The 23,592-nt window shown below is 26.8% G+C and carries 20 protein-coding genes, 2 tRNA genes and 1 riboswitch; of the genes, 20 read left to right on the top strand and 2 right to left on the bottom strand.

Going from position 1 to position 23,592, the window contains the following annotated elements; translation table 11 throughout:
- Nucleotides 1–25: 25 nt before the first annotated feature.
- The 10 genes from ACTNAO_RS08225 (at nt 26) to ACTNAO_RS08180 (ending at nt 11,225) form a co-directional block, all read left to right on the top strand.
- Nucleotides 26–110, top strand: a tRNA-Tyr gene (locus tag ACTNAO_RS08225).
- A gap of 86 nt (nt 111–196) precedes the next feature.
- Nucleotides 197–294: riboswitch (SAM riboswitch) on the top strand.
- A 78-nt stretch (nt 295–372) separates the two neighbouring features.
- Nucleotides 373–1,548 (top strand): methionine adenosyltransferase, encoded by a 1,176-nt coding sequence (gene metK, locus ACTNAO_RS08220; RefSeq protein WP_441027985.1) that lies wholly within the window; start codon nt 373–375, stop codon nt 1,546–1,548.
- A 135-nt stretch (nt 1,549–1,683) separates the two neighbouring features.
- Complete coding sequence (gene recD2, locus ACTNAO_RS08215) at nt 1,684–3,906, top strand: SF1B family DNA helicase RecD2 (protein WP_441027984.1); 2,223 nt, start codon at nt 1,684–1,686, stop codon at nt 3,904–3,906.
- Nucleotides 3,907–3,914: 8 nt separating this feature from the next.
- Entirely contained in the window at nt 3,915–4,934 is a 1,020-nt protein-coding gene (locus ACTNAO_RS08210) for a hypothetical protein (RefSeq protein WP_441027983.1), read from the top strand.
- Nucleotides 4,907–5,563 carry a ComF family protein gene (locus ACTNAO_RS08205; protein ID WP_441027982.1) on the top strand — a complete coding sequence of 219 codons (657 nt, stop codon included), beginning with the start codon at nt 4,907–4,909 and terminating at the stop codon, nt 5,561–5,563. Before ACTNAO_RS08210 ends, ACTNAO_RS08205 begins: the two co-directional genes overlap by 28 nt.
- Nucleotides 5,564–5,764: 201 nt before the next feature.
- Entirely contained in the window at nt 5,765–6,304 is a 540-nt protein-coding gene (gene hpf, locus ACTNAO_RS08200) for a ribosome hibernation-promoting factor, HPF/YfiA family (protein WP_441027981.1), read from the top strand.
- A gap of 238 nt (nt 6,305–6,542) precedes the next feature.
- Complete coding sequence (gene secA / locus ACTNAO_RS08195) at nt 6,543–9,062, top strand: preprotein translocase subunit SecA (protein WP_441027980.1); 2,520 nt, start codon at nt 6,543–6,545, stop codon at nt 9,060–9,062.
- 89 nt (nt 9,063–9,151) lie between these two features.
- Nucleotides 9,152–10,256, top strand: a protein-coding gene (gene prfB / locus ACTNAO_RS08190; RefSeq protein WP_441027979.1) for a peptide chain release factor 2 whose coding sequence is annotated in 2 segments (ribosomal slippage) — nt 9,152–9,229 and nt 9,231–10,256 — 1,104 coding nt in all. Because the reading frame shifts where the segments join, the coding sequence is not laid out codon by codon here.
- Between the two features lie 53 nt (nt 10,257–10,309).
- Nucleotides 10,310–10,648, top strand: coding sequence for a hypothetical protein (locus ACTNAO_RS08185; RefSeq protein WP_441027978.1), 339 nt, complete (start codon nt 10,310–10,312; stop codon nt 10,646–10,648).
- Nucleotides 10,649–10,793: 145 nt separating this feature from the next.
- Nucleotides 10,794–11,225, top strand: a complete 432-nt coding sequence (locus ACTNAO_RS08180; RefSeq protein WP_441027977.1) for a universal stress protein — start codon at nt 10,794–10,796, stop codon at nt 11,223–11,225.
- Nucleotides 11,226–11,425: 200 nt separating this feature from the next.
- On the opposite strand, the gene ACTNAO_RS08175 is transcribed toward ACTNAO_RS08180, so the two are convergent.
- On the bottom strand, nt 11,426–11,611 hold the full coding sequence (locus ACTNAO_RS08175) for a small, acid-soluble spore protein, alpha/beta type (RefSeq protein ID WP_441027976.1): 186 nt from the start codon (nt 11,609–11,611) through the stop codon (nt 11,426–11,428).
- Nucleotides 11,612–11,820: 209 nt separating this feature from the next.
- On the opposite strand from ACTNAO_RS08175, the gene ACTNAO_RS08170 reads away from it, so the two are divergent.
- The 10 genes from ACTNAO_RS08170 (at nt 11,821) to ACTNAO_RS08125 (ending at nt 22,049) form a co-directional block, all read left to right on the top strand.
- A tRNA-Trp gene (locus tag ACTNAO_RS08170) sits at nt 11,821–11,896 on the top strand.
- A 168-nt stretch (nt 11,897–12,064) separates the two neighbouring features.
- On the top strand, nt 12,065–13,135 hold the full coding sequence (locus ACTNAO_RS08165) for an NAD(P)H-dependent flavin oxidoreductase (RefSeq protein WP_441027975.1): 1,071 nt from the start codon (nt 12,065–12,067) through the stop codon (nt 13,133–13,135).
- Nucleotides 13,136–13,234: 99 nt separating this feature from the next.
- Nucleotides 13,235–13,420 carry an alpha/beta-type small acid-soluble spore protein gene (locus ACTNAO_RS08160; protein WP_441027974.1) on the top strand — a complete coding sequence of 62 codons (186 nt, stop codon included), beginning with the start codon at nt 13,235–13,237 and terminating at the stop codon, nt 13,418–13,420.
- A gap of 131 nt (nt 13,421–13,551) precedes the next feature.
- Complete coding sequence (locus ACTNAO_RS08155; protein ID WP_441027973.1) at nt 13,552–14,196, top strand: leucine-rich repeat protein; 645 nt, start codon at nt 13,552–13,554, stop codon at nt 14,194–14,196.
- Complete coding sequence (locus ACTNAO_RS08150) at nt 14,180–14,686, top strand: leucine-rich repeat domain-containing protein (protein WP_441027987.1); 507 nt, start codon at nt 14,180–14,182, stop codon at nt 14,684–14,686. Before ACTNAO_RS08155 ends, ACTNAO_RS08150 begins: the two co-directional genes overlap by 17 nt.
- 70 nt (nt 14,687–14,756) lie before the next feature.
- Nucleotides 14,757–15,902 carry a metallophosphoesterase family protein gene (locus ACTNAO_RS08145; RefSeq protein ID WP_441027972.1) on the top strand — a complete coding sequence of 382 codons (1,146 nt, stop codon included), beginning with the start codon at nt 14,757–14,759 and terminating at the stop codon, nt 15,900–15,902.
- Nucleotides 15,899–18,613: an AAA family ATPase gene (locus tag ACTNAO_RS08140; protein WP_441027971.1), complete on the top strand. Its 2,715-nt coding sequence runs from the start codon at nt 15,899–15,901 to the stop codon at nt 18,611–18,613. Before ACTNAO_RS08145 ends, ACTNAO_RS08140 begins: the two co-directional genes overlap by 4 nt.
- 77 nt (nt 18,614–18,690) lie before the next feature.
- Nucleotides 18,691–19,578, top strand: a complete 888-nt coding sequence (locus ACTNAO_RS08135) for a metal ABC transporter solute-binding protein, Zn/Mn family (RefSeq protein ID WP_441027970.1) — start codon at nt 18,691–18,693, stop codon at nt 19,576–19,578.
- 131 nt (nt 19,579–19,709) lie between these two features.
- A complete protein-coding gene (locus ACTNAO_RS08130; protein ID WP_441027969.1) occupies nt 19,710–21,512 on the top strand; it encodes a MutS-related protein in 1,803 nt (600 codons plus the stop codon).
- 102 nt (nt 21,513–21,614) lie between these two features.
- Complete coding sequence (locus ACTNAO_RS08125) at nt 21,615–22,049, top strand: CBS domain-containing protein (RefSeq protein WP_441027968.1); 435 nt, start codon at nt 21,615–21,617, stop codon at nt 22,047–22,049.
- Nucleotides 22,050–22,109: 60 nt separating this feature from the next.
- On the opposite strand, the gene pyk is transcribed toward ACTNAO_RS08125, so the two are convergent.
- Entirely contained in the window at nt 22,110–23,528 is a 1,419-nt protein-coding gene (pyk, locus tag ACTNAO_RS08120) for a pyruvate kinase (RefSeq protein ID WP_441027967.1), read from the bottom strand.
- Between the last annotated feature and the right edge of the window lie 64 nt (nt 23,529–23,592).

Genomic DNA, 23,592 nt, shown 5'->3' with positions numbered 1-23,592 from the left:
TCGATTCCTATTGCCAGCTCCATTTGGATGAGTTCCCGAGTGGCCAAAGGGGGCAGACTGTAAATCTGTTACGTTTCGTTTCGATGGTTCGAATCCATCCTCATCCACCATAAAAAAGTAAGATATGTCTTGCTTTTTTTTCTTTTTTATAATATAATTCTTTTGTATTAAAAATAAATAATTTTAGATAATTAAACTCTTATCAAGAGAGGTGGAGGGACAAGGCCCTATGAAGCCCGGCAACCTGTTTTTCAAGGTGCCAATTCCTGTAGGATTTTTTCTACAAGATGAGAGAGAATACGATAAGTATGACCTCTTCATTTTGTGAAGAGTTTTTTTATTGCAATAAATAACAAAGAGAGGAGATATGAAATGAAAAGATTATTTACATCAGAATCAGTAACAGAAGGACATCCTGACAAAATATGTGATCAAATTTCAGATGGAATACTAGATGCTATATTATCAAAAGATCCTTATGCAAGAGTAGCTTGTGAAACATGCACTACAACAGGTATGGTAATGGTAATGGGAGAAATAACAACTAACTGTTATGTTGATATACCTAAGGTTGTAAGACAAACAATAAGAGAAATTGGATATGATAGAGCAAAGTATGGATTTGACTGTGATACATGCTCAGTACTTACATCTATTGATGAACAATCTGCTGATATTGCTATGGGAGTAGATGAAGCTCTTGAATCAAGAAAAGGAGAAAAGGATGATATAGAAGCGGTAGGTGCTGGAGATCAAGGAATGATGTTTGGTTTTGCTACAAATGAAACACCAGAATATATGCCACTACCAATAGCTATGGCTCATAGATTATCAAGAAAGCTTACTGAAGTAAGAAAAAATGGTACATTACCATATTTAAGACCAGATGGTAAGACACAAGTAACTGTAGAATATGAAAATGATAAACCAGTTAGAATTGATGCTATTGTAATATCAACTCAACATAGTGAAAAAGTCACATTAGAACAAATAGAAAAAGATTTAAGAGAATATGTAATTAAAGCTGTAATTCCACAAGAATTATTAGATGATAATACAAAGTATTACATAAATCCTACTGGAAGATTTGTTGTAGGTGGTCCTCAAGGAGATTCTGGTCTTACTGGTAGAAAGATAATTGTTGATACATATGGAGGATATGGAAGACATGGCGGTGGTGCTTTTTCAGGAAAAGATCCAACAAAGGTTGATAGATCAGCAGCATATGCAGCAAGATGGGTAGCTAAAAATTTAGTGGCAGCGGGAGTTGCTGATAAATTAGAAATACAACTTGCTTATGCAATTGGTGTTGCAAAGCCTGTATCAATAGAAATTGATACATTTGGCACTGGAAAAGTAAGCGAAGAAAAATTAGTTGAAATAGTTCAAAAGGTATTTGATTTAAGACCGGGTGCTATTATTAGAGATTTAGATTTAAGAAGACCTATTTACAAGCAAACAGCTGCTTATGGACATTTTGGAAGAACAGATGTAGATCTTCCATGGGAACACCTAGATAAGGTTTCTGAAATAAAAAAAGAATTATAATTAATTGTAATAGAGAGTTACACATTTTTTTAGAAGTGTAATTCTCTATTTATATTTATACTTCTATTTTTTACTTCATAAAAAGTATGATATAATTATTTCTAATAATAAGTTTTATTTGGAGAGATAATATATATGGAAGTCTTAGAAGGATTTGTGGAGGGCATAAAATACAAAAATGAAGATACTGGTTATATTGTTGCAAGAGTTAATGTGGATAAATCTTCAATAACAGTAGTGGGAACAGTTCCTTTTCTAAAAGAAAGTCAACATATAAAAATCACAGGTCAATGGACAGAACATAGAACTTTTGGAAAACAATTTGCTATATCACAATGTGAAGAAATTGTACCAACTACAATAGAAGGTATAAAACAATATTTGTCTTCTGGAATTATCAGGGGTATAGGTCCTGTTACAGCTAAAAAGATTATTAATCATTTTGGAGAAGATACCATAAAAATATTAGATGAAAATATTGAAAAACTAAAAGAAGTAGATGGAATAGGAGAAAAGAAATTTAATATAATAAAAGAATCTTATCTAGAACATAATGAACTTAAAGATATAATGATATATTTTCAAGGTTTTGGCATTAGCCAGGGGCAGTGTTTAAAAATATATAAAACTTTTGGAAAAGATGCTAAAAATATAATTCAGCAGGATCCATTTTTATTATGTGCAGAAATTAAAGGTATAGGATTTTTAACTGCTGATAGAATTGCAGGCCTTATGGGCGTATTAAAAGATGATGAATCTAGAATTAAAAGTGGTATAATTTATATTATAAATAAATTTTGTAGTTTTGGTAATACATATATGCCTAAAGAAAAGGCTCTTAAAGAAGCAGTAGAACTTTTAGATGTGGATAGTGAATTAGTAGATAGATGTATATATAATTTAATTGCTGATAAAAAAATAGAATGTGAAATTTTTAATGATTTAGAATGTTTATTTATTCCAATATATTATTATAGTGAATTAGGAATAACAGAGCGAATAGCAAAATTATCAATGGAAAATTTTCAGACAATAAATTGTGATATTGATTTTGAGATAAAACAATTTGAAAGGCAAAATAAAATGCAATTTGCTATATCACAAAAGGAAGCAATAAAAGGTGCTTTTACAGATGGAATTGAAATAATAACAGGTGGTCCTGGAACTGGAAAAACTACTATAATAAAAGCTATAATAGAAATATATGAAAATCATAATATGAAAGTTTTGCTTGCAGCTCCAACAGGAAGAGCAGCCAAAAGAATGACAGAGTCAACAGGAAGAGAAGCTAAAACTATTCACAGACTTTTAGATATTGGCGCAGTGGAAGAAGATATAGTATTAGGAGGAGCCGAAGATCCTTTAGAAGGTGACGTTATAATTATAGATGAAGCCTCTATGATTGACATTTTTCTTATGTATAATTTATTAAAAGCTATTAAACTTGGTTCAAGATTAATTATTGTAGGAGATGTTGATCAACTTCCATCAGTAGGTCCTGGAAATGTTTTGAAAGATTTAATACAAAGTGATTTTATAAAAACAGTAAAGCTAAATGAAATATTTAGGCAAGGGAAGGAAAGTCTTATTATTACTAATGCTCATAGAATTAATAATGGTGAAATGCCTATACTAAATCAAAAAGATAAAGATTTCTTTTTTCAAAGATATGAAAATATGGAAGGTATCTTAAAAACACTTTTAGATCTTATTAATAGAAGGCTTCCAGGTTTTAATAAGAAATGGGATAGAATGAGGGATATTCAAATACTCGCACCTATGAAAAAAGGTATTCTTGGAGTTGTGAATTTAAATGAAAAGCTTCAAGAAGTTCTTAATCCACCTTCAAAATCAAAAAAGGAAAGGAAGATGCATAGTACTATCTTTAGAGAAGGAGATAAGGTAATGCAGACTAAAAATAATTATTCGCTTAAATGGAAAAATATAGACGGCGTTGATAATGCTGAAGGTGAAGGCGTTTTTAATGGAGATATGGGATTTATAAAATCAATAAATGAAGAAGAAAGAACAATAACTGTGGAATTTGATGATAATAAAGTTGCTGTTTATACTTCAGAAAATGTTGAAGAATTAGAATTAGCATATGCAATAACAATTCACAAAAGTCAGGGAAGTGAATTTAAAGTTGTTGTTATTCCAGTATATATGGGGTCTCCTTTTTTGATGAATAGAAATCTTATATATACAGCAATTACAAGGGCTAAAGAATTAGTTACAGTAGTGGGATATCCAAAGGCATTAAAGTATATGATTGAAAATACAAATGATATGGAAAGATATTCTACATTGTGTATGAGAATAAAAGCATTGCTATTAAATGATATTTTTGAAGAATAGGTGATAAAATGATTGTTGATAAAAAAGCTGTCAATGAAGAATATAATAATGTAATTAATGAAATTCTTCAGTGGTATTATAAAAAAATAAAAACTTTGAGTATTGTATCTCCACCATATAATGACATAAGTATATTTATTGACATTATTTTAGAAGTTCTTCAAGATAAAAAAAATAAGATTTTGTACATATGGAATGGTGAGAAAAGTAATAAATCTTTATTAGCTTCGTTAAGAGAAAAAAATAATGATTTTACTCATAACTTTATTAGTAGTGGTAAGTGTGATGAAAACTTGGTTTTTACCAACTCAAAATATATTGAAGAAATAAATGACAGTTATGATTTGGTGATTTTTGATGATATTTCTGAATTCTCTAAGGTTACTAAACAAGAAATTGCTATAAAATATTTATGGCTTACTCATATATCTAAAAAGGTTATATTATATACAATGGAAAAAACCTTAAATATAGGAGAATGTCTAGATATACCATATATGCATATACAAAAGCCGTTTTGTGAGCCAAGGGTAATACAAACCAAGGTTAATTTAGAAAAGGATATACCTTTTATGCTTTATGATTATTTAAAATGGTTTATAGATAATAAAGAAATTACTGTTCTTATTGTTCCTGACTGTAAAAAGATGCAATGTGTATATGACTATTATTTAAATAAGTTAAAGTTGAAAAATTGCAAAATATATCTTGCTTATAAGGAAAATAAAAAAAGAATTATTAATGAAGTATTAAATTTAAAAAATAAGTCAATAATTATAATAACTGATAGTATTGATTTAAAGATTTTACAACATAGAAAGGCAAATATAGTTGTTTTGTTTGCTGATAATAGAAAGTTTACTTATAAAAAATTGATTTATCTTTGTGGTGTAGAAAATAAATTAGATGAAAAAGCTCCTGAAATTTTATTCGTTCTTAATGAAATAACAGATGAAATCAATGCTGTTAGGAATATAGCAAGAGGATTTAATAAAAGAATATGGGAAAAGAAATATTTAAAAGAATAAAAGAATATTTTTATATGTTATTGAAAGGACTTCTTGATGTTATATATCCAAGGGAGTCTTTTTGCATTTTATGTAGAAAAAATGAAACTGATTATGTTATATGCAATTCTTGTAAGAAAAAAATAAAAAAATGTTCTAAAGATGATATAGCTTATGGATATTATAAAGGGCAATTAAAAACTATTATTTTGAAATTTAAGTTTGAAAGAGATTTTAATGCAGGAGATGTATTAGTACAATTTTTAGCTGAAAAGATTGATACAAACAAGTACAGTAACTTTTATATAACATATATTCCAATAACAAAAGAAAACTACAGAAAAAGAGGTTTTAATCAATGCAGATATATTGCATTAGAGGTTGCAAGGCTCAATAATATAGAAGTTATAGAATGTTTAAAACTTGTAAAAAAGATAAAAATACAGAAGGAACTTTCAAAGGAAGAAAGAAGAGAAAATATAAAAGGAGCTTTTAAAATTATAAATAGTAATTTAGTTTATAAAAAAAGAATACTACTAATTGATGATGTAATGACAACAGGAGCAACAATAAATGAAGGTAAAAGCGTTTTAATTGCTGCAGGTGCTAGTGAAGTTAAACAATTAGTTTTAGCAAGAGCGGAAATATAACAAAAAATATTAAAGAAATAGCAAAAATAAGTTTAATAATTTAAGTATTTTTTTATATTAGTTAATAGAATGTATACGTTTATAAAAATTCTGTAAACAAACATTAATTCTATTGAGTTTTAATATAAATAGGAGTAATATATATGTATAAAATTAAATAACATAAATGTGAAAAGATAACAGATGAGAGGGGCTGGGAATATGAAAGTAACAATAGTAGCAAAAAATTTAGAGGTAACACCTGCCTTGAAAGAAATGGTTGAAAAGAAGATATCTAAGTTAGATAAATATTTTGAACCAAATATTGAGGCAAAAGCCACATTGTCAGTTCAAAAAAATAGACAAATATTCGAAGTAACAATTCCATTTAATGGAGTTATTTTAAGAAGAGAAGAAGCTACAGATGATATGTACAAATCAATTGATATAGTTGAAGAAAAGCTTCAAAGACAAATAAGAAAGCAAAAAACAAAACTTGCAAGAAAAAATTCTGGTGGTTCACTTAGATATCCAGATTTCTTAGCTAGTGAAGTTAAAGATGAGGCAGAGGTAGAAAATGCTCCTAAAGTTGTAAAAACTAAAAATTTTGGAGTTAAACCAATGTCACAAGATGAGGCAGTACTTCAAATGGAAATGCTTGGCCATAGCTTTTTTGTATATGAAGATGCTGATTCAAATAATATAAGTGTATTATATAAGAGAAACGATGGAAACTATGGTTTAATAGAACCAGAATATTAAATTTTAAATTGTTTTTACCAGACTTTGTAAAAGATATATTATTTTTTACAAAGTCTTTTTTTATAAAAAAAAATATTTAATAATAAAAAAGCTAAAATATGTTAATATTTAAATATATCATGTTGAAAATAGTATACTCTAAGTGGTATAATTGTGTAATGATAATATTGTATGGTTTTAAACAAAGCAATTGAATCAGTATTAATGGAAATATATAGTGTTTTGAAAGGATGAAATTATGGGATTATTTAAAAAAATATTTAAATCATATAGTGAAAGAGAAGTAAATAGAATAAAGCCAATGATTGATAAAATAGATGCATTAGATGAATCTATGCAAAAATTATCTGATGACGAGTTAAAGGCAAAAACTGATGAATTTAAAAAGAGATTAGAAAATGGTGAAACTTTAGATGACATTCTAATAGAAGCATTTGCAGTAGTAAGAGAAGCTTCATCAAGAGTTTTAGGATTAAAACATTATAGAGAGCAATTAATTGGTGGTATAGTATTACATCAAGGAAGAATTGCTGAAATGAAAACTGGTGAAGGTAAAACATTAGTTGCAACTTTACCTGCATATTTAAATGCATTAACAGGTAATGGTGTTCATGTAATTACAGTAAATGATTATCTAGCTACAAGAGATAGTGAACAAATGGGGCAGCTTTATGGCTTTTTAGGTTTAACAACAGGTGTAATAGTTCATGGACTAACAAATGATCAAAGAAGAGAAGCATACGGATGTGATATTACATATGGTACTAATAACGAATTTGGATTTGATTATTTGAGAGATAACATGGTTATTTATGCAGAAGAAAGAGTTCAAAGGGTATTAAACTTTTGTATAGTGGATGAAGTTGACTCTATATTAATAGATGAAGCTAGAACTCCTCTTATAATATCTGGTGCTGGAGACAAGTCAACAGATTTTTATAAAGTAGCCGATTATTTTGTTAAAGGATTAAAGGAAGAAGAAGATTATACAATTGATGAAGAAGCAAAAGCAGTTATGCTTACTGATGAAGGTATAAAAAAAGCTGAAAAAGCATTTAATGTTACAAACTATGCAGATGGTGAAAATATGTCACTTCAACATTATGTAACTCAAGCCTTAAGAGCTAACTATTCAATGAAGAAAGATAAAGATTACATGGTTAAAGATGGTGAAGTAATAATTGTTGATGAATTCACTGGAAGACTTATGGAAGGTAGAAGATATTCAGATGGATTACATCAGGCTATTGAAGCAAAAGAAGGAGTTAAAATTGCTAGAGAATCAAAAACTCTTGCAACTATAACATTCCAAAATTTCTTTAGAATGTATAAGAAACTTTCTGGTATGACAGGTACTGCACAAACAGAAGAAGGGGAATTTAGAGAAATTTATGGATTAGATGTTATTGTTATTCCAACTCACAAACCAATAGCAAGAATTGATTATCCAGATTTAGTATATAAAAATGAAAAAGGTAAATTAAATGCCATAGTTGAAGATATAGTTGAAACTAATAAGACAGGCCAACCAGTGCTTGTTGGTACAGTAAGTATTGAAAAATCAGAAGCTCTTTCTAAGCTTTTAAAGAAGAGAGGTATAAAGCATCAAGTATTAAATGCTAAATATCATGAACAGGAAGCAGAAATAATCAGTCATGCTGGGGAAATGGGCATGGTTACTATTGCTACTAATATGGCAGGTAGAGGTACTGATATTAAGCTTGGAGAAGGAGTTAAAGAAGTTGGAGGTCTTAAGATAATAGGTACATCAAGACATGAATCTAGAAGAATTGATAATCAGCTTAGAGGTCGTTCAGGAAGACAAGGAGACCCAGGTGCATCAAGATTCTATATATCTCTTGATGATGATTTAATGAGAATATTTGGTTCTGAAAGAATTCAAGGTATAGTGGATAAAGGATTAGATGATAATGAAGCATTAGAGAATAAATTCCTTACAAAGCAAATTGAAAATGCACAAAAGAAAGTTGAAGGTAATAACTTTAATATAAGAAAGACTTTACTTGGATATGATGATGTTATGAATACTCAAAGAGAAGTTATATATTCTCAAAGATCTGAAGTCCTTGAAGGTAAGGATCTTAAGGATAACATTATTTCAATGACAAAAGAAGTTATTAAAAATGCAGTACAAATGCATTTAAAAAATGCTGATGATTCAATAGAAAAAGAAGTTAAGAAACTTGTAGCATATTTAGATGAAATTTGTGTGCCAGAAGAACTTGTAGATGTTAAAGAATTATGTGAATTATCTGATGAAGAAATTACAGAAAAATTAACAAATATAGCTTTAGATATATATGAAAAGAAAGAAAAAGAATTTACTCCTGAGAAGATGAGAGAACTTGAAAGAGTTATTCTTCTTAGAACAGTTGATTCAAGATGGATGGATCATATAGACAATATGGATCATTTAAAACAAGGTATGGGACTTAGAGCATTTAAGCAACAAGATCCAGTTCAAGCATATCAAATGGAAGGTAGTGCTATGTTTGAAGAAATGATTGAAGGAATAAAAGTTGATACAGTAAAATATATGTTCCACGTTCAAATGCAAAAGGCACCAGAAAGAGAAAGAGTAGCTAAGGAATCTGCTGCTGTTCATCCAGGTGGAGATGGATCTTCTGAAGAAGTAAAAAGAAAGCCTGTTGTAAAAGAAGTAGAAATAGGAAGAAATGATTTATGTCCATGTGGAAGTGGAAAAAAATATAAAAATTGTTGTGGAAGACAAGTATAAGTGATATTATCTATATAAAGGCAGGATGCAGAGGTTATTTTAATAAATTCTGCATCTTTTTTGTTAATTAATTTTAAGGATGTGATTTTGTGATAGTTGAGCTTGAAAATGAAATGCTTAAAGTATCAAGATTAAAAGAAAGTATAGAAGAAATGAGTGAGTCACTTTGACAAGGAAGGTATTGAAAAACAAATACAAGAGCTTGATCTAAAGATGCAAGAAGAAGGCTTTTGGGACGATGTTAAAAATGCTGAAGAAGTAACAAAGGAAAGCAAAAGATTAAAAGATAAAATAGCTAGATATAAAGATATAAAGGCTAAGATTGATGATGCAGAAGTTTTATATGAACTTATGGAAGAAAATGATGATGAAAGTGCAAGAGAAATTATTGAATCTATAAAATCTGCCGAAAAAGAAATAGAAGCATATAAAATTGAAATATTATTAAATGGTGAATATGATAAAAATGATGCAATTTTAAGCTTACATGTTGGGGTTGGTGGAGCAGATGCTAATGATTGGACTGAAATGTTATTAAGGATGTATACTAGATGGTGTGAAAAGAAAGAATATTCAGTAGAAATATTAGAACTTTTAGAAGGGGATGAGGCAGGAATAAAAAGTGTCATATTAAGTGTGAAAGGTGAAAATGCTTATGGATATCTAAAAGCCGAAAAAGGAATTCATCGTTTAGTTAGAATATCACCTTTTAATGCAAATGGAAAAAGACAAACATCCTTTGCTTCTGTAGAAGTTTTACCACAACTTACAAAAGACCAAGATATTGATATACGACCTGAAGATTTGAAAGTAGATACTTTTAGATCAAGTGGTGCTGGTGGTCAGCATATTAATAAAACTGAATCAGCTATAAGAATAACACATATACCTACTGGCATTGTAGTTCAATGTCAAAACGAAAGAAGTCAATTTTCAAATAGAGAAACTGCTATGGCAATGCTTAAGTCAAAACTTATTGAACTTAAAGAAAGGGCACATAAAGAAAAAATAGAGGATTTAACTGGAGAACTTAAGGATATGGGCTGGGGGAGCCAAATAAGATCTTATGTATTTCATCCATATAGTATGGTTAAAGATCATAGAACAAATGTTGAAACTTCAAATGTAAATGCAGTTATGGATGGTGATATTGATAAGTTTATTAATGCATACTTATCTATGACTAGTAAATAATTTTTAAGTTAATAACAAAATTTGTAGAATATATTTCTAAGGGGGTAAATAATTTGGATACAAATGAAATGTTTAATACAATAAAGTTATTTTGTACACTTATTATTTTATTAACAGTATCAACAGAAATTGGTTTCTTAATACAAAAAATAATTGTTGATATAAGGACAATAGCTATAGCTTCAGCAATTTCAATACTATTATTTATTATTATTTCAGTAAAGAGTATAATATTTGCAGCATTAAGTTCATTAGTTATATACATTTTTCTATTAGATAAATTAGTAAATAAGGATGAAGAAATTCCAGGAGTTGTTTTGGCATCAATTATTGGAATAGGAATTGGAGTAGTTGTACTTATTAATTATGGTACATCAATATTTAATATATAAATTTAAGGCTATTATGATGGATTTTTATAAGCCATTATAATAGCCTAATTTATTTGATTTTGTTAATAAAAAGTAAAAAAAGGCAATATTACAACTTACTTTGGTAAATAAGAAGTATAATTAAGATATGTAAGGAGGGATTACTATGATTTGCAGAGTTGATTATATAAAGAGAAAAAGAATATTGCTACCTATTGATGGAACAGAAAGAAGCCTTCATTCAATAGAATTGATAAAAAGCATTTATGCTAAAAATCAAATAGATATAATTGTTATGAATGTAAAAGAATTAGTATTTATGAATGGAATGATTATTGCAGAAGAATTAAAAAATACAGAAGATTCTGCAAATAACATCTTAAATGAAGCAGCAGAGTTACTAAAGGGGTATTCTGTAAAAACATATTTCACATATGGATATGCAAGTGATGAAATTTTAAGAGTTGCAAAAGAGGAGTATATAGATGTAATAGTTATGACAAAGTCAACCAAGAAAGGATTAACAAGAATGCTTGGTTCTGTCACTACAAATGTTATGAAAAAGGCAAATTGTATAGTTATGATAGTTCCTGAATAGGAAGTATCATAACTTGTTATGAATAGTTCCTGAATAGGAAGTATCATAACTTGTTATGAATAGTTCCTGAATAGGAAGTATAATAATTGTTTTTATAATGTTTTTTATTGTTATATAACTTTTATTAAAAAGAAAGAGTATCTTAATGTAGATTAATTCTAAATTAAGATACTCTCAGTAGTTACAATTAAATACCTAAATTATTTTAGTGTATTTTCGTATTGCTCTACCATTCTTTTTACCATTTCTCCACCTACGGAACCACATTGTTTTGAGCTTAAGTTTCCGTTGTAATCTGAAAATGGAACTCCTAACTCTTGTGCAACTTCAGCTTTAAATCTGTTTAAACCATTTTTTGCTTCTGGAACTAATTCTTGATTAGACATAACAGATCCCTCCTTTGGGTGTTTTGGTATATTTATAAGATGATAATGTAATCACCTTACACTATTATATTTTCCTTATTAAAAATAAATATTCTATGTAATTTGTGGCGGATAAAGAATAATAATCAAAAATATACAATAAATAATATAAAAATAAATATAAAATTGTTGACAGAAGTTAAATATTCATGTAAAATAGAATTTATCTTAGGGGTATGGCTCAATTGGTAGAGTAGTGGTCTCCAAAACCATTGGTTCTGGGTTCAAGTCCTAGTGCCCCTGCCAAATATTAAGTTGTAATGAAAGTGTCATTGCAACTTTTTTTATTTTTAATATTAAAATATTACTAAAATTTGCTAATATTTATTGTTTTAAAAACTTAAATAAGATATACTATTAATGATTAGTTTGATTGTCAAAATATTTTATTGACAAAGAAAGTGAGGAATAAATATGGAAATAAAACCTTTAGTTATAGGAAATATCAAAATACCATTTCCAATAGTACAAGGTGGTATGGGTGTTGGAATATCATTATCTGGATTAGCATCTGCTGTGACAAATGCTGGAGGATTAGGTGTTATATCATCTGCTCAAATTGGATATAGAGAAAAAGGGTTTTTTGACAATGCCAAGAAATGCAATTTAAAAGCGTTAAAAGATGAAATAAAATTAGCGAAGAAAAAAACTAACAATGGCCCTATTGGAGTAAACATAATGGTAGCTACAAGAGATTATGAAGATTATGTAAAGACTGCAATAGAAGCAGGTATTGATATTATAGTATCAGGTGCTGGACTTCCAACAATGTTACCTAAAATAGTAAAAGGAACTAAGGTTAAAATAGCTCCAATTGTATCTTCATTAAAGGCTGCAAAGGTTTTACTAAAATTGTGGGATAAACATGATAATGTAACGGCTGATATGGTTGTAATAGAAGGACCAAAAGCAGGTGGTCATTTAGGGTTTCATAAAGAAAATTTAGAAGAAGAAACAAAGAATTTTAGCAAAATTGTTGAACAAATCATTCCAGAAGTAAAAAAATATGAAGAGAAATATGATAAAAAAATACCAGTAATAGTTGGTGGTGGAGTTTTTGATGGCTCTGATATATATAAATATTTAAAATTAGGTGCTGACGGTGTACAAATGGCAACTAGATTTGTAGCAACTGAAGAATGTGATGCAGACATAAAATATAAAGAATGTTATGTAAAAGCAAAGGAATCAGATGTTGTTATTGTTAATAGTCCAGTTGGTATGCCTGGAAGAGCAATACTAAATGATTTCGTTAAAAAAACAAGAGAATCAAAAATAGAAATAACAAAATGTTTTAGGTGTTTAGCTGCATGTAATCCTACTAAGGCTCCTTATTGTATAAGTAAAGCATTAATAAATGCTGTAAAAGGAAATGTAGATGAAGGACTAATTTTTTGTGGTTCTAATGTTGATAAAGTTAAAGAAATTACTACAGTAAATAATATTTTTAGTGAAATAAAAGATTTTTTATTAAAAGCTGAATAATAAAAGTGTAACTGGATAAAATAATAGTGTAAGCAAGGTAATTAATTTTGGCTTGCACTTTATCTTTTTATTATATCAAATACCAAAGGAGTGATCTGTATGTCAAATCAAAAGTTAGTCCCAGAAGCTAAAAATGGTTTAAACAGATTTAAAACTGAAGTTGCGCAAGAGTTAGGAGTTCCATTTTCAGATTACAACGGAAACTTAAGCTCAAAACAATGTGGTTCCGTAGGTGGAGAAATGGTAAAAAGAATGGTAGCACAATATGAAAATTCAATGAAATAGTAATTATTATTTGTTAGAAGTAAAATAATTATCTTTTAATAAAATAATTCATTAATTTTCGTTGTTACCGAGGAAGCTATAGCTTTGTGCTATAGCTTTCTTTTATACTATTAGAAAGTTGGTGATTTTAAATGGGCAAAATTAATATATACATAAATATAGTAAGTATTATAATATTGTCTTTAATTAATATATTACCTAGCATTTCTTATAATGAATTAAGTAATAATTTTTTTCAATATAAAATAAAAAATGATGAAATAAAAATATTAAAATATATAGGAAATGAAAAAAATATAAGTATTCCAGAAATAATAGATGGCAAGATAGTAACATCAATAGAAAAAAATGCCTTTACATGTAATAAAAAAATAGAAAAAATATATATACCTTATTGCATAAAAAATATTGAGCAAAATGCTTTATTTACTGGAAATTCTCAAACAATAATAGAGGTTTCATCAAAAAATCTAAATTATTATAGCTATGGTGGATCGTTATATAGCAATGATAAAAAAACATTAGTAAGATGGTGTGAAAAGTATGGAGATTTTAGGGGTGTTTTATCATCCGTTGAAAATATAGGTGAATATGCATTTGCAGGATGTAATAAAATAACCAATATAGATATACCTAATAATATAAAAAGTATTGGAGATTATGCATTTGCAAATTGCAGTAATGTAGTAACTATTAAACTTTCAAGCTCTATGACAAGAATAAATCCATATAGCTTTTTTTGTTGTAAAAATTTAAAAAATATATATTCCAAATGAAGTATATGAAATACAGGATTATGCATTTGCAGGTTGCACAAGCATTGAAAATATAACTATTCCTAACAAAACTTTTTTGTTAGGGGAAGGAGTTTTTTATAATTGCATTAGCCTAAAAAAAATAAATATACCTGGAAATATATTAGAATTAAAAAGTGAAGTTTTTTATGGATGTAAAAATTTAGAGAGTGTAATAATATCAAATAATGAAGTTATTATAAATGATGATGCTTTTGATAAAGATTCAAACGTTAAAATAATCTATAGACAGATAATAGATGAAAGTGATTATGATAAAGAAGACGAAAAAATAAATTATTTTCAAAAATCAAATGAAAAAATGTATAAAGATAATAAGGATGAAATTGAAAAACAACAATTAGATGTAAACAATAATTTTAAATATATTATTTCTCATAGCGCAATAATATTATTTGTTTTGATTGTAATATGTCTAATTCTATTTAGAAAAAAAAATATATTTAATTAATTTAAAAACTACACTAAATATGATAAAATAAGAACAAAAGTTCGACATCGTAACAAAGGTGGTATATACAATGGATAAAATAAAAATTGTTCATGCAGCAGACATGCATTTTGATACTCCATTTAAAGGAATTGGAAGTAAACAAGGAAAAATAAGCAGAGAAGAATTAAAAGAAACATTTAAGAATATAATAGACTTCTGTAATGAAACCAATGCACAAATATTCCTTATAGCTGGAGATATATTTGATAATATGACATTAAGCAAGGAAACTATTTTTTTCTTGGAAAATGTATTTAAAGATTTAAAAAATACAAGAGTATTTATTAGTCCTGGAAACCACGATCCGTATAATGAAAATTCATTTTATAAATTAGTTAATTGGCCAGAAAATGTACATATTTTTAAGGGTTCTTTAGAAAAAGTTTATTTAAGTGATTTGAATGTGAATATATGGGGGGCAGCATTTAATGAAAGATATGAAAGAGAATCACTATTAAAGAGCTTTTCCGTGAATTCAGATAAAATAAATATTTTAGTGATGCATGGTGAAGTTACTAAAGGTTTAGATAAAAATGAATATAATCCAATTTCTATTAATGAAATTGAAAATTCTAATTTTGATTATATAGCACTAGGACATAGGCATAAATTTAGTGATATAAAAAAAGCTGGAAATACATTTTATGCTTATAGCGGTTGCATACAAGGACGTGGCTTTGATGAATTAGAAGATAAGGGCATTATATATGGATACATTTTTAAACATAAAGTTGAGCTTGAATTTAAGAGAATGTCAAAAAGAAATTATTATGTGAAAAATATAGATGTATCTGGAATATTAGGATATTCAGAATTAAAAGAAAAAATACTTAATGCTATTCCACAAAAAGAAAGAATGATTAACTTTTATAAAGTAATAATAAAGGGGGAAGTAAGTGATGAATTTAATATAAATGAGGAAGTTATTAAAAGTAAATTAGATGATGAATTTTATTATATAAAAATTAAAGATAAAACTTCAAAGAAGATAGATATAGATAAATTATGCAAGGGATATTCTGTAAAAAGTATATTTGCAAAGTATATGATGAAAGAATTAAAAAATATAAAAAATAGTAATCTGACTGATATTGATGAACAGGAAGAAGTAATAAAAATGGCGTTTAAATATGGCATAGAAGCATTAACAGACAACGAGGTAAATTCATTATGATTATATTAGAAGCTAGAATATATGCTTTTGGCGGCTTGGAAGATAAAATTATTAAATTTGATAAAGAAATTAATGTTATTTATGGTGAAAATGAAAAGGGTAAAAGTACTATAGAAAATTTTATAAAAGTAATGCTTTATGGTATTAACAAGAAAAAAAATAAGGAAGAACGTGAAAGATATGTTCACAATTTGGGAACTGCTAAGGGAGAATTAATTATAGAATATAAAGGTAGAAAGCTTCTTATTAAAAGAACTTTTGGAAAAACTAAAAAGGAAGATAAATCAGTTATTATAGATTGTGATACAGGAGAAAAAGTTTTAAATATAGACTTAGATATGCCGGGAGAAGATTTCCTTAATATAAATAGATCAACATTTGAAAAGACTTTGTTCATAAGTCAATTAGGTGTAGAGTTTACAAAAGATAAAGAAGAAGAAATTATGGATAAAATCACATCAATGTTTGGAGTAGAGGAAAGTGAAGTTCCATCTATTAAAGCAATTGAAAAAATAGAAACTTCAAAGAAAAATCTTCACACAGTTAGGGGAATTGGTAAAATTGATGTGTTAAAAAAGCAAAGAGATAAATTATTAGAAGAAAAATTTGAAGGACAAAAGATAGCAGAAAAAAATATAAAGTGGGAAAATGAACTCTTATTAGAAAAGAGTAAAAGAAAGAATCTTAATGATGAAATAAAAAAGTTAGAAATATATAAAAAATATATAAAAAAGATAAATATTCAAAAAGAATATAAAGAAATAAATGAATACTTAATGAAATCACAAGATTTGAAACAAAAAGAAGAACAAATGGATAATGAATTGAAAAAGGGAGATGAAGTTATAGATTTAGCTTTTATAAATAAATTAAAAGAATATAACAATAAGTATTCATTTGTTAAAGATAAGTATGATGCTGTAGTAAGAGAAGTAGATAATTTAAATAGAAAATTTCAATGTTTAGAAAATAAATGTGCTGATTATAGTTATTTGAATAACTTTGAAAATGGAATAAAAGATAAATTGGTATCATTAAAGTATGAAATGAAATCCTATAAAGAAAAGATAATTATAAATGAAGAAATAATAAAAAGCATAGACGAGGATGAAAAAAAATTAAGTATTAAAAAAAATCAAATTAAAAATTTCAATAAAATTGATAAGATTGCTGTTCAATTAGAAGAGTGTTTAATTAGATATGAAGATAAACTTAAAAATTTAAGTTACCTTATGGAGAATAATGATAATTATAACAGAAATTACTTTAAGCATAGAAAAACAAAATTTTCTATTAGCATAATATTAGATTTGTTTTTATTTTTAATTGGAGTAATTATAAGTATAAATGGGATAATATATATTGGAATAATCATGGTTATTATTTCATGTTTCATTTTCATTTATTTTGTAGGTGAAATTAAAAATGACGTTAAAAATATTAGTAATTTAAATAATATCAATAATATACAGTATGAAGTGGAAGACATTGAAAATACTATAGATATGTACTGTAATAAGATAAATGTTAAAGATTATAAAGAACTTATATTATGTTTTAGAAAATATAAAGAGTTCAAGGAATTAGAAAGTAGTATAAATATAAGAATTAGTGAAAAGAAAAAAATAGTTGATTATAATAATTATGAAAATATAAAAAAGAAATATATTAAAGACAGTGAAATAGTGCAGGCATTAAAAAATGTTTCAAGGTGTACAGAAATTGATGATATATTAAAACAAATTGAGGAATATGAAAATTTAAAAATAGATTTAAAATCATTAATTGCAGAAAAAGATGTAAAGTTAAAGGAACTGCAAGATATAAAATATAGACTAGATGAAATAAAAAATAAGTTAACAGAAAATCTTAGTATAATGGGATTAGGTGAACAAAATATTTTTGAATTGAATAAAATTTTTAATGAGTATGAAGAAAAGATAAAGAAGAGAGAAGAAATTCATTTAAGTTTAATGTCTGTTGAAAAAACATATCAATATTTAATTAAAGATAAAAATATTGATGATATAAAAAACGAACTTCAAAACATTATAAAAAGCGATAGTAGTTGTTTTTATAAATCTGAAGAGGAAATCGAAGTTGAAGAAAAGAAGAAATCAAGACAATTAATTGAATGTGAAAAAAATATTAAGGATTTAGAAAATAATATAAATACAAGGCTGATAGGAAAAAGAACTTTAATAGAAATTGAAGAAGAATTATATAATGTAGAAGAAGAAATAAAAACTGGTGAAAAAGAATATAAGGCTTTATCTATAGCTTCTAACTATATTTTAAAGGCAGATGATGAAATAAGGAGAAATATTGGGCCTAAGATTAATAAGCTTGTGTCTGAATATTTTAGCCAGTTAACAGATAATAAGTATAATGAAGTAATAATTAATGATAAATATGAAATGATGGTTAGATTTAAAGATAATTTACTAGAACAGAAATATTTGAGCAATGGAGCCATAGATCAATTATATTTATGTCTAAGGGTTGCATTTGTAAAATTAATATTTAGTAAAGAAGAATATATTACATTTTTAGATGATGCATTTGTTCAGTATGATGATATTAGAAGAAATCGTGCAATATTATTTTTAATTAATACGTTAAGGGGACAAATTTTAATATTTACTTGTCAAAAGAATGAAATTGAAATATTAGAGAAAAATAATATTAAATTTACAAAAACAATTATGTAGTAGACTATGTTGACAAAAATATTTAAGTAAGTTAAAATTGGTAATGCAAATCATATGCAATAAATAAGAGGTGTGAAATGAAAAAATGTAAATTTAAATTATTATCATTAGTTTTTATCCCATTTATTTTACTTGGTTGTGGTAATTCTAAAAGTGAAGATAGAAGTACTAAAGATAAAATACAAGTTGAAGTATCAATTAACCCACTAAAAGAATTTGCTGAAAAAATTGGTGGTGATAAGGTTTCAGTATCATGTTTTGTTCCTGATAACGTTGAGCCACATGATTATGAATTAAAAACTAGAGATTTTGAAAGTTTAGTAGATAAAGATTTATTTGTTTATAATGGTCTTGGAATGGAAGAATGGCTTGAAGATGTAAAAAAGCAAATGTCTAGTAGTAATATTAAATATGTTAATGCAAGTGAAAATGTGGATATAAGAGAGGAAGATGGAAAGCAAGACCCACATGTATGGTTAAGCATAAAGGAATCAATTAAACAGTGTGAAGAAATAAAAAAATCACTCCAAGAAATAGATCCATCTAATAATGACTATTATGAACAAAATTATAACAATTATAAAAAGGAACTTGATGATTTATATGAAACATATAGTAAAAAATTTAATGATCTTACAAATAAGAGTTTTGTTACAAGTCATGAAGCCTTTGGATATTTGTGTAGAGAATTTGGATTGAAACAACAATATTTAAATGATATGTTTGGTGAAGGAGAGCTAACACCTAAAAAGTATCAAGAGCTTGCAGATTATTGCAAGAAAAATAATATAAATACGATATTTTCAGAAGGCTCAGAAAGTAGTAAAGAAGCTGAAACTTTAGCAAAAGAGATAAATGGACAGGTAAAATCAATAAATACTCTTGAAACAAAAGTAGAAGGCAAAGAATATATTCAAGTAATGAAAGAAAATTATGATACTATTTATGAAGCTTTAAAAAACTAGAAATTAAAAGATGCTTTAGCTATTTATACTAAAGCATTTTTTGTATATAAATATAAAAATATATATTAAAAATGGAAATATATTTTATATTATGATAAGGTTATATTATAAATAAAAATTAGGAGAAGATAATGATGGGTAAAGCTAAAAATTATTATAGTGATAATATAAAAAAATGTAATGAAGAATTAGAACAATTAAATAAGGTAATAAATATTGTTGGCTGGCTCAGGCTATTAGTAGTTATTGTAATACTAGCATTAGCATACTATTTATATAGAAAGTTTGGTATATTTTATTCCATTTTAAGCATTGTTTTAGGAATTGCAGTATTTATGGCAATGGCTAGTTATCATAATAAAAAAATCACTAAAAGAGATAAAATTTTAATTGAAATTGAGTTTAATGAAAAGGGATTAAAAAGAATAAATGGTGAATATAAAGAATTTGAAGATATAGGTGATGATTTAATAGATGAAAATCATCCTTTTGGAAATGATATTGATATTTTTGGAAAAAACTCTTTGTTTCAAATGATAAATACAACAAGAACAAAATCAGGTAGGGAAAAGTTAGGAAAAATTCTAAGCTTAGATAAATTACCTACAAAGGAAGAAATTATAAAAAGACAGGAAGCTGTTAAAGAACTTGGACAAAAGGTTGATTGGAGAAAAAAATTATATGTTAATGCTACTTTTAAAAAGAAAAAAAGTGGTGAACTTAAAGAATTACTAGAATGGTGTAATAGTGAAAGCAAAAATGCCATGCCAAAGGTAGTTGTGGCATGTTTCTTTATTTTAATAACTTTGATAATGATTTTTCTATGTATTAGTGGTGTATTTCCAATTAGCTATTTAATATTAGATTTAATGGTTAATTTTGTTATTATTAAATTTCTTACTAGGGATAAAAATGAAGCAATATATTTATTCCAAGAAGCTAAGTACGATGTTAAAGCATATTCAAATATTTTAATTGCAATTGAAGATGAAGAATTTAAATGTGAATATTTAAAAAATTGTAAGAAGAAATTAAATAATGAAGAAGGTAATAGTTGTAAGGAAGCTATGAAAAAATTATCTAATCTTTTAGATTGGATAGGGGATTCTGCTGGAAATGCATATTTCTTTATATTTAATGTGCTTTTGTTTGCAGATGTATTTATATTATATAATTTAAATAATTGGAAAAAGAATTTTGGAGATAAATTACCTAAATGGCTTGATGTAATGGGAGAATTTGAGGCTATTTCAAGTATTTCTAATTTATCTTTTGATAATGACGAATGGAATTTTGCAGAAATTAGTGAGGTTAGTGAAGTTAAAGCTTTATGTATGGCTCATCCATTAATTGGAGAAAGAGCTGTAGCAAATTCTTATGATTTAGAATATCCTAAAAAGATAACATTAATAACTGGATCAAATATGTCTGGTAAAAGTACATTCTTACGTACAGTTGGAGTTAATTTAGTTCTTGCATATATTGGAGCACCATCAAGGGCAAAAAAATTTAAATGTAGTATTATGGATATATATACATGCATGAGAACTAAAGACAATTTAGAAGAAAGTATATCATCTTTTTATGCTGAAATTTTAAGAATAAAATTAATTATAGAAGCATGTAGGAGTGGAAAAAGAGTATTTTTTCTATTAGATGAAATATTTAAAGGAACAAATTCAAGAGATAGACATATAGGTGCAACTGTTTTAATAAAACAATTATCTGAAAATGGTGCTATTGGTCTTTTATCAACTCATGATTTAGAATTATGTGATTTAGAGAAAGAAATGGATGAAATTCAAAATTATAATTTTAGAGAATACTATGAAGACAACAAAATTAAATTTGATTATAAGTTAAGAAAAGGCAGAAGTACTACACAAAATGCAGTGTACTTAATGAAACTTGCAGGAATTGAAATTAATGATTAAATAGCGCATTTGTAAAATAAATGACATATTGTTATGATATTATATGTATATAGTAATCGTAAAAAGAATTTTTATGCAAATAATAAAGAAAAGGGGGAGCTTATGAACATAGCATTTTTTCTAACACCAAAAAATGAAGTAGTGTGCGAATATACTGATGCAACAATGAGACAAGTAATGGAAAAAATGGAATATCATGGTTATACTGCTATTCCATTAATTAATAAGTTAGGAAAGTATGTGGGAACATTAACAGAGGGAGATTTACTTTGGAAACTTAAAAATACTCCAAACCTTAATTTTTTAAACACTGAATCTGTTAAGGTAAAAGATATTCCAAGAAAATTCAAACATAAATGTGTTACTATAAGTGAGGATATTGAAAGTCTTATAAAGCTTGCAATAAGCCAAAACTTTGTACCTGTGGTAGATGATGATGGAATTTTTATAGGAATAATTAAGCGTAGTGATATAATTGATTATTGTTTTACACAGTTGAACAAATTAAATCAAAAGATAAACCAAATGCAAGAATAATTTTATATATTAAAAAATGTGGTTCATGATTATTTTTTAATTATGAACCACATTTTTGTTTTAAATTTTTTCTATCTTTAGCATATTAGTACAACCAGTTTGAGTTGTAGGCATTCCTGCTGCTACTATAATTGATTCATCTTTCTTTGCAAGGTTTAGATCTAGAACAACTTTCCTTGCTTCATTTATTATTTCGTCAGTTGTATTAAACATTGAACATCTAATAGGGAAAACGCCAAAATTAAGTGATAAACTTCTTCTTACTTCTTCAAAAGGTGTTATTGCTACAATTGGTGCTTTTGGATGATATTTTGCAATAAGAGTTGCTGTTGATCCACTTTTTGTGGCTGCTACTATGGCTTTTGTATTTAGAACAAAAGAAGTTCTGCATGCAGAATAACTTATTGCAGCAGCAGTTGAGTCTAAGTTAGGATCTAAAATGGCATTATGTAAGTGACTGTATTCTAAGTTGCTTTCGGCTTCTTGAGCTATTTTAGCCATTGTTTTTGCAGCTTCAATTGGAAAGTTTCCAGAAGCACTTTCACCAGAAAGCATTATAGCATCAGTACCATCAAAAATAGCATTACATATATCAGAAGCTTCAGCTCTTGTTGGCATTGAATTTCTAATCATAGAGTCAAGCATTTGAGTTGCAGTAATAACAACTTTACCACAATCATTACATTTTTTTATTATTTTCTTTTGAATAATAGGTACCTTTTCAATTGGAATTTCAACACCCATATCACCTCTTGCAACCATTATGCCATCAGTAACTTCAAGTATAGAATCTATATTGTCTACACCTTCTTGACTTTCAATTTTTGCAATTACTTGTATATGATCATTATTTTCTTCTTTTAATATTTTTTTAACTTCAAGTATATCACTAGCTTTTCTTATAAATGATGCAGCTATAAAGTCAACACCCATTTTGCATCCAAATCGAATGTCATCAATATCTTTTTCTGTTACAGAAGGAAGTTTTATACTTACACCTGGGACATTTACACCTTTATGATTTTTAATTGTACCACCAACTTTAACAATACATTTTATTTCTTTTCCTATAATATTTACAACTTGAAATTTTAAAAGACCATCATCAACTAAAATAGTTCCTCCTATTTGTACATCTTTATATAAAACATCGTATGTAATAGAGCATCTACTACTATCTCCTAAAATTTCTTCACCACATATAAAAGAAAATTCTTGACCTTTTTCAAGTACAACACCATCATTTATAAAATTATGAGTTCTGATTTTAGGACCTTTAATGTCTAAAATTATTGCAGTTGATGAATTTTTTTCTTTACGCAATCTTTTTATTAAATCAATTTTTTCCTTATGAGTTTCATGAGTTCCATGAGAAAAATTTAATCTAGCAGCACTCATTCCAATATCAATAAATTTGCTTAAGACTTTTTCATTGTCACTAGCAGGACCAATTGTAAATATCATTTTTGTTTTTTGCATTACTACATCCCCTTTACCAAAGTTATTATATTTTTTATTGTTTGTTATATATATCTTTAATATT

Source organism: Clostridium sp. HCP1S3_C6 (assembly GCF_052066735.1).
GTDB lineage: Bacteria > Bacillota > Clostridia > Clostridiales > Clostridiaceae > Clostridium.
The sequence above is the reverse complement of the archived record's forward strand: the minus strand, read 5'-3'. Positions and strand labels throughout refer to the sequence as shown.

Bases quoted from the DNA above. Each gene is read 5' to 3' on its own strand.
- metK (WP_441027985.1), top strand. From the start codon at position 373: ATGAAAAGATTATTTACATCAGAATCAGTAACAGAAGGACATCCTGAC.
- recD2 (WP_441027984.1), top strand. From the start codon at position 1,684: ATGGAAGTCTTAGAAGGATTTGTGGAGGGCATAAAATACAAAAATGAA.
- pyk (WP_441027967.1), bottom strand. From the start codon at position 23,528: ATGCAAAAAACAAAAATGATATTTACAATTGGTCCTGCTAGTGACAAT.
- ACTNAO_RS08130 (WP_441027969.1), top strand. From the start codon at position 19,710: ATGATGGGTAAAGCTAAAAATTATTATAGTGATAATATAAAAAAATGT.
- ACTNAO_RS08180 (WP_441027977.1), top strand. From the start codon at position 10,794: ATGATTTGCAGAGTTGATTATATAAAGAGAAAAAGAATATTGCTACCT.
- ACTNAO_RS08135 (WP_441027970.1), top strand. From the start codon at position 18,691: ATGAAAAAATGTAAATTTAAATTATTATCATTAGTTTTTATCCCATTT.
- ACTNAO_RS08160 (WP_441027974.1), top strand. From the start codon at position 13,235: ATGTCAAATCAAAAGTTAGTCCCAGAAGCTAAAAATGGTTTAAACAGA.
- ACTNAO_RS08155 (WP_441027973.1), top strand. From the start codon at position 13,552: ATGGGCAAAATTAATATATACATAAATATAGTAAGTATTATAATATTG.
- ACTNAO_RS08175 (WP_441027976.1), bottom strand. From the start codon at position 11,611: ATGTCTAATCAAGAATTAGTTCCAGAAGCAAAAAATGGTTTAAACAGA.
- ACTNAO_RS08210 (WP_441027983.1), top strand. From the start codon at position 3,915: ATGATTGTTGATAAAAAAGCTGTCAATGAAGAATATAATAATGTAATT.
- hpf (WP_441027981.1), top strand. From the start codon at position 5,765: ATGAAAGTAACAATAGTAGCAAAAAATTTAGAGGTAACACCTGCCTTG.
- ACTNAO_RS08145 (WP_441027972.1), top strand. From the start codon at position 14,757: ATGGATAAAATAAAAATTGTTCATGCAGCAGACATGCATTTTGATACT.
- secA (WP_441027980.1), top strand. From the start codon at position 6,543: ATGGGATTATTTAAAAAAATATTTAAATCATATAGTGAAAGAGAAGTA.
- ACTNAO_RS08165 (WP_441027975.1), top strand. From the start codon at position 12,065: ATGGAAATAAAACCTTTAGTTATAGGAAATATCAAAATACCATTTCCA.
- ACTNAO_RS08140 (WP_441027971.1), top strand. From the start codon at position 15,899: ATGATTATATTAGAAGCTAGAATATATGCTTTTGGCGGCTTGGAAGAT.
- ACTNAO_RS08205 (WP_441027982.1), top strand. From the start codon at position 4,907: ATGGGAAAAGAAATATTTAAAAGAATAAAAGAATATTTTTATATGTTA.
- ACTNAO_RS08125 (WP_441027968.1), top strand. From the start codon at position 21,615: ATGAACATAGCATTTTTTCTAACACCAAAAAATGAAGTAGTGTGCGAA.